This window comes from Mammaliicoccus sciuri, from assembly GCF_002901825.1.
Classification (GTDB): domain Bacteria; phylum Bacillota; class Bacilli; order Staphylococcales; family Staphylococcaceae; genus Mammaliicoccus; species Mammaliicoccus sciuri.
The window spans coordinates 78,997-85,334 of sequence record NZ_PPQD01000004.1 but is presented as its reverse complement, the minus strand read 5'-3'; the positions used below and the strand labels follow the sequence as shown (position 1 = coordinate 85,334).

7 protein-coding genes are annotated in these 6,338 nt (G+C 28.2%); 6 read left to right on the top strand and 1 reads right to left on the bottom strand.

Features of this window, described 5'->3' with window-relative positions:
• From CD035_RS00960 to gtfB, 4 genes are all read left to right on the top strand, one after another.
• Window positions 1-226 (top strand): LPXTG cell wall anchor domain-containing protein (locus CD035_RS00960; RefSeq protein ID WP_142383029.1); only part of this gene is annotated, 226 nt, incomplete at its 5' end.
• A gap of 101 nt (window positions 227-327) precedes the next feature.
• Window positions 328-504, top strand: a complete 177-nt coding sequence (locus CD035_RS13835) for a hypothetical protein (protein WP_167401692.1) — start codon at window positions 328-330, stop codon at window positions 502-504.
• Window positions 505-533: 29 nt separating this feature from the next.
• Window positions 534-2,039 carry an accessory Sec system glycosyltransferase GtfA gene (gene gtfA, locus CD035_RS00955; RefSeq protein WP_048540327.1) on the top strand — a complete coding sequence of 502 codons (1,506 nt, stop codon included), beginning with the start codon at window positions 534-536 and terminating at the stop codon, window positions 2,037-2,039.
• The gene (gene gtfB / locus CD035_RS00950; RefSeq protein ID WP_048540328.1) at window positions 2,032-3,354 is read left to right on the top strand and encodes an accessory Sec system glycosylation chaperone GtfB; all 1,323 of its coding nucleotides are present in this window, start codon (window positions 2,032-2,034) and stop codon (window positions 3,352-3,354) included. The genes gtfA and gtfB overlap by 8 nt, the downstream gene beginning before the upstream one ends.
• Window positions 3,355-3,457: 103 nt before the next feature.
• On the opposite strand, the gene CD035_RS00945 is transcribed toward gtfB, so the two are convergent.
• Window positions 3,458-3,793: a winged helix-turn-helix transcriptional regulator gene (locus tag CD035_RS00945; RefSeq protein ID WP_048540329.1), complete on the bottom strand. Its 336-nt coding sequence runs from the start codon at window positions 3,791-3,793 to the stop codon at window positions 3,458-3,460.
• Window positions 3,794-3,906: 113 nt separating this feature from the next.
• On the opposite strand from CD035_RS00945, the gene aldA reads away from it, so the two are divergent.
• Window positions 3,907-5,331 (top strand): aldehyde dehydrogenase, encoded by a 1,425-nt coding sequence (gene aldA / locus CD035_RS00940; protein WP_048540330.1) that lies wholly within the window; start codon window positions 3,907-3,909, stop codon window positions 5,329-5,331.
• Between the two features lie 18 nt (window positions 5,332-5,349).
• Entirely contained in the window at window positions 5,350-6,264 is a 915-nt protein-coding gene (locus tag CD035_RS00935; RefSeq protein ID WP_048540331.1) for an AEC family transporter, read from the top strand.
• Window positions 6,265-6,338 lie beyond the last annotated feature (74 nt).

Genomic DNA, 6,338 nt, shown 5'->3' with positions numbered 1-6,338 from the left:
GAGTGAATCATTAAGTACAAGTGAGTCATTGAGTACGAGTGAATCATTAAGTACGAGCGAATCATTGAGTACAAGTGAAAGTAATGTAATAGGTAAGGATAAATTACCAGATACTGGTGAAGCTGAAGACCGTGCAGGTTTAACGAGTGGATTACTTGCTACTATTGGTGGTGTATTATTATATAGAAGTAGAAGAAAAAAGAGTAATGATAATAAGTCATCGTAATTAAAAGCATCATATCAATAAGCTAAGAGTTTTCTCTTAGCTTGTTTTTAATATATTTGAAAATTGTAAGATTGTTGAAAAATAAATTGAGGAGGTAGTTTATGGATAAATATGAAGAATTAGAAGAAATTAATAAAGATATTGAAGAAGACTTACTTCGATTTAAACAATCTGGAAAGCAATCTATTGAAAAGAAACAATTTTTATCTTTAAAATTTCTAGGGACTTTTATGATTGCAAGCTTTATGTTATTTAGTATTTTTAGAGTATTTATTTAATAAATCTTATATGAAATAAGGAGCTTTGTATGACAATTTATAATATTAATTATGGTATTGGTTGGGCAAGTAGTGGAGTTGAATATGCACAATTATATAGAGCTAAGATGTTAAGGGAACAAAGTGAGGTTTTGAAGTTTGTATTTTTAGACTTTTTTGCACATGAAAATTTGCAGACTTTGACTAGTCATTTAGGCTTTTTTGATGATGAAATTATTTGGCTTTATCAATATTTTACTGACATAAAAATTGCACCAACTTTTTATACTGTGAATGACTTGATTAAAACACTTGATATGGACATAACTCATCAAGTAGAAGAAAACAAGACTATTAAACTATTTAATGACATAGATAATACTTATATCGTTTGCTATTTAAAGGAACAAGGTAAGCCATTTATTGATCGCGCTGAATTTGTATCAAGAGGTAAATTAATTAGGAAAGACTATTATTCTTATACAAGAATTTTTTCTGAGTATTATGCTCCACATGAGAAAAAAGCAAAAATATATATGAGACAATTCTATAATGAAGATGGAACCATTGCTTTTAATGAATATATTAATGATAGTAGTGAATTGTATATATTTAATGATAAAATCCTATATTCTAAACAAGAATTTGTTGCTTATTTTATGGAATCACTGAGATTATCTCCCGAAGATATTGTGATTGTTGATCGTTCTAAAGGATTGGCACAACCTATTATTCAAAATAAAGGTGAATCCAAGTTAGGTATAGTTATTCATGCAGAACATTATAATGAAGCTTCAACTTCAGAAGAAAATATTTTATGGAATAATCATTATGAATACGTGTTTAAAAATAGTAAGGAGATTGATTTTTATATAGCTGCAACAGATCGACAAAAAGATTTGTTAATGACACAGTTAAAAAAGTATAATCATGTTAATCCAATAATATACACTATCCCAGTAGGTAGTATTGATAATACTATAAAGCCAATAAGTAGAAGGCCAAATTCTATTATTACAGCTTCAAGATTAGCTTCTGAGAAGCATATAGACTGGTTGATTAAAGCAGTAGTTATTGTCAAAAAATCAATAGACTCAATTGAATTTGATATTTATGGTGAAGGGGGTCAAAGAAATACGTTACAAAAAATTATTGAAGAAAATGATGCATGTGACTATATATCTCTTTTAGGACATGTAGATTTAAAAAATGTGTATTCAAAATATGAGTTGTTTTTATCTGGCTCAACTAGCGAAGGGTTTGGATTAACTCTAATGGAAGCGATTGGTTCAGGATTAGGAATGATTGGTTTTAAAGTTGAATATGGTAATACAACTTTTATAAGTGATGATAAAAACGGATATTTAATACCAATAAATATAAATAATCATTCTGAGAAACAAATCGTTGATAGCTTAGCTAATTCAATTATAAAATTTTTTGAAAGTGATCGAGCTTCTTATCATCAACATTCTTATGAGATTGCTGAAACTTATAAAACACAAAATATTAAATACAGATGGTTTAATTTAATAGAGGAGGTGCTATATGATTAACCTTTTTGAATCATTCGATACTAAAGTAAAAGTTCTATATAATACATTTGAAAATGTTGAGATTGATAATGAAACTATTGTGATTGAAGAAGATGGATTCCTACCTCCAAATATACTAACACCTTATCAATTTTTTGCATGTAATCAAAATCAGTTAACAGAGGCATTGTTTTTTAACCAAATTAGTATTCCACAATTTTGGGAAATAGAAGGTAATAATAACTCAGCAGAAGTTAAAAACATGGGTGTAATAAAAGGGCGAATTATATATAAAAAGAATTTTGGTTTTAGAATAGTCGAACGTGTAGAATGGCTAAATAAACATAGCAAAACTCAAGTAATAGACTACTATAATAAGAATGGTCTAAAGTATGCTCAATTAATAGTAGATGATAATCAACGTAGAATCATCAAACGTTGGTTCAATGATAAGAAACAAGAAATTATTACAGAGAATTTTATAACGAATGATATTATTTTAAAATGGCAAGAGAAAGAATATATATTTCATTCAAAAGTGCAGTTTGTTATTTTTTTCTTAAAAGTAGCTAATATTCCGATGGATAGTTTCTTAATTAATTCTTTATCTATTCCATGTGCAGTATTACATGATTTGAAGGTTGAAGGAAATGATTATTTGTTTTGGCAAGAGAAATCGAATGGTAGTTTACCTGGAAATATGAAGTTGATGTTGTCTAAAAAATTGCGGGGCTGTCGAGTGATTATACCTAACGAAAATGAATTTAATAGTTTAATTTCACTAATTGATGAGGAACATAAAACTCAAATGTTGAAATCGGGTTATGTATATAAATTTTTAGGTCAAAATCACTATACAAAGAATGTATTAACATTAACAAACTCTGATCAAATTCCTAATTTAGAAGAAATAGTTAATAACCTCCCACATTATCAATTTCATATTGTGGCATTAACTGAGATGTCACAAAAATTAATGGAATTAAACAGTTATGCCAATGTATCGCTATTTCCCAATTCTCCAAAAGAACAGATTACTTCTTTATATGAAAAGTGCGATATATATTTAGATATTAATAAAGGGAATGAGATTTTAGATGCGGTTAAATCAGCTTTTGAATATCGGTTATTAATTTTAGGATATATAGAAACACAACATAATGACAATTATGTTGCTACAGAAAATCAGTTTTCTTTAGAAAAATATACTGATCTAATACAACTTTTAAAGAATATGGAGAATAATATAGTAATAAGAAATGAAATGTTAGAATATCAATTAAATCAAGCAGGATCAATAAATAAATTGAGTTTTATGAATTGTTTCTTAAAATGATTATTTAACTATTGAGTTTCTTCATAACTTCAATATAACTAAGTTCATATAAATATCATACTTTATATTTTTTGGAAGTTTTTAAATTTATTTCAGTACTTTCTTATCTTTCTGATTGATTATAGAAGTGAATTCCCCATTTATAGAGTTCCTTTACTAGAGGTTCTAAAGACTTTCCTAGTTCTGTAAGTTTATACTCTACCTTTGGAGGCATAACTGGATAAACTGTTCGAATTATAAGTTTGTCATTTTCTAATTCCTTCAACTGATTAATTAAAACTCGTTGATGTGCATTAGGTATAAATTTTTCAATTTGGTTTAAACGGAGTGGTTCGTTATGTAATAATTCCCATACAATCATGAGTTTCCATTTTCCACCAATAACATTTAGAGCTAGTTCTTTTTCACAGTTAAAACTTTGATTATTAAATTCTATCAATTAAATCATTCCTCCTATTGATAATACTGCTAAATAATACACTATATCAATTATTTAGCGGTATTTACTTATTACTACGTTAGAGTTATATTGTATCAAAAGGAGGTCATTATATGAATAAATTATTTATAAATGGTCAATTTGTAGAAAGTAAGTCTACAAAACAATTAGAAGTTATTAATCCAGTTACAGAAGAGGTAATCGATACAATTACTTTAGCAAATGAAGAAGATACTAAGTCTGCAATTAATGGTGCAAAAGAAGCTCAATTAAAATGGGAGAAAGTTAATATTGTAAAAAGAGCTAAAATTGTTCAAGATTTAGCTCAACAATTAGAAAAAAATAAGAATGAATTAGCTAAAACTTATGTTGAAGAACAAGGTAAACCACTATATGCAGCTATAGGTGAAATAGAAAAGTCTATTGATTATATTAACTATATGTGTAGTTTAGCTAGAAAAAATAACGGAGAAGTTTTACAAAGTGAAGTAGAGAATGAAACAATTATATTAACTAAAAAACCAGTAGGTACTACCGTTGGTATTATTCCATGGAATGCACCTATTTTCGTTTTAATGAGAAAACTGATACCTGCTTTAGTAACTGGATGCTCTATTGTTATTAAACCAAGTGAAGAAACACCATTTGGTGCCTTTAAAATTGCTGAATACATCCAAAATACTGAAATTCCGAATGGATTAGTTCAGATTATAACAGGAACTGGGGCAGAAGTTGGAAACTTATTATCACAAAGTGAAAATATTGATCTTGTTTCAATTACAGGTAGTACGGGGGCAGGTAAATCAGTTATGAAAAGTGCCGCAAATAATGTAAAAGGTGTGAACTTAGAACTTGGTGGTAAAGCGCCTGCCATTGTGACCAAAAATGCTGATATTGAAAAAGCAGCTAATTATATTGTACAAGCAAGAATTAATAACAGTGGGCAAGTGTGTACATGTCCAGAAAGAATTTATGTAGATAAAACTATTTTTGATGAGTTTTTATCAGTAGTTAAAGATAAGATGAATAAAATTAAAGTAGGAAACCCTTACGATGAAGATACTACAATGGGGGCTATTATCAATAAAAAACAATTAAACTCTATAAATAAAAAAGTACAAGATGCTATAATAGAAGGTGCCACTGTCGAATTAGGTGGACATATTATGGATAGAAAAGGATTTTTCTATGAACCAACTATTTTAACTAATATTTCTAAAGACTCTATAGTTATGAAAGAAGAAATTTTTGGTCCTGTATTACCAGTTGTAAGCTTTGATAGCTTTAATTTAGTTCTAGATGAAGCAAACAACTCTAATTATGGACTAGCTTCTTATATATTTACAGAGAATCTAAAAGAAGCTATGTTAGCTAGTGAAAGATTAAAATTTGGAGAAGTTTATGTTAACTGTGAGGCTGAAGAAGCTATCGTGGGTTATCATGCAGGATGGCGTCAATCTGGTCTTGGTGGAGCAGATGGTATAAATGGTTTTGAAGAATATTTAAATACAACTGTAACATATATCCGTTATGAGTAGTTTGAGAGCTTTATTAGTATGATCACAACTGTTATAAATCAATGTTTAATATTATTAGTGTTTCTCCTCATTGGATTCCTATGCAGTAGAAAGTATTGGATTCATGAGAGTCATATAAGCAGTTTATCGAATTTATTAACTAATATTGTATTACCTGCAGCTATATTAACTAGTTTCAATGTTAACATAGATTCATATAATTTCGATTTTTTTGTAACAACAATTTTAATAAGCCTATTCTTAGTAGCTTTTCCTTTTTTCCTTTCTAAATTGCTTGTTTCCTTTACAAGTATGGAAATGGGCCTTAAAAAAGTATGGATTGGCTGTTGCACATACTCAAATATATTATTTATAGGTATCCCTATTATAGGTATACTATATGGTGAAAAAGGCTTATTTATATTAGTTATTTATAATACAATATCAAATTTATTTTTATTTACCTTAGGTATTAAACTATATAAAAATGATGTTGATTTCAAATCTATTTCTTTATCATTGTTAAGTCCGGCTCTTTTAGCATCTTTTTTTGGAATATTATTTCTTATATTAGGGTTCTCACTTCCTAATACATTGGCTACTGCAATAAAAGAGTTAGGTAATATGACAGCACCTTTATCTATGATTATTACTGGTGCTTTATTTGGACTAATTAATATCAAAAAGTTCATAGCTTCTAAAAATATCTATATATTTTGTTTTGTACGGCTTATTGTGATACCCAGTCTTGTATTTATAATTTTAAGTCCATTGATAACAGATAAATTAATTTTAGGTGTTATGGTTCTATCGGCAGGTATGCCTGCTGGTGCTACTAATACATCATTGGCAACTATATATTCTGATAAAGGTCCGGAAACCTCTCAATATGTTGTTATGTCTTCGCTGTTATGCATAGTTACATTACCAATTTTAATGTATATTATAGTGTAAATTTTATTCCTTTATTATTTGCCCTATCACTTTGTGTGGTGGGGTTATTTTTATATCAAAAAAGGTTAATTAAT

Excerpts from the sequence above, each read along its gene's own strand:
- CD035_RS13835 (WP_167401692.1), top strand. The coding sequence starts at position 328 with ATGGATAAATATGAAGAATTAGAAGAAATTAATAAAGATATTGAAGAA.
- gtfA (WP_048540327.1), top strand. The coding sequence starts at position 534 with ATGACAATTTATAATATTAATTATGGTATTGGTTGGGCAAGTAGTGGA.
- gtfB (WP_048540328.1), top strand. The coding sequence starts at position 2,032 with ATGATTAACCTTTTTGAATCATTCGATACTAAAGTAAAAGTTCTATAT.
- aldA (WP_048540330.1), top strand. The coding sequence starts at position 3,907 with ATGAATAAATTATTTATAAATGGTCAATTTGTAGAAAGTAAGTCTACA.
- CD035_RS00935 (WP_048540331.1), top strand. The coding sequence starts at position 5,350 with ATGATCACAACTGTTATAAATCAATGTTTAATATTATTAGTGTTTCTC.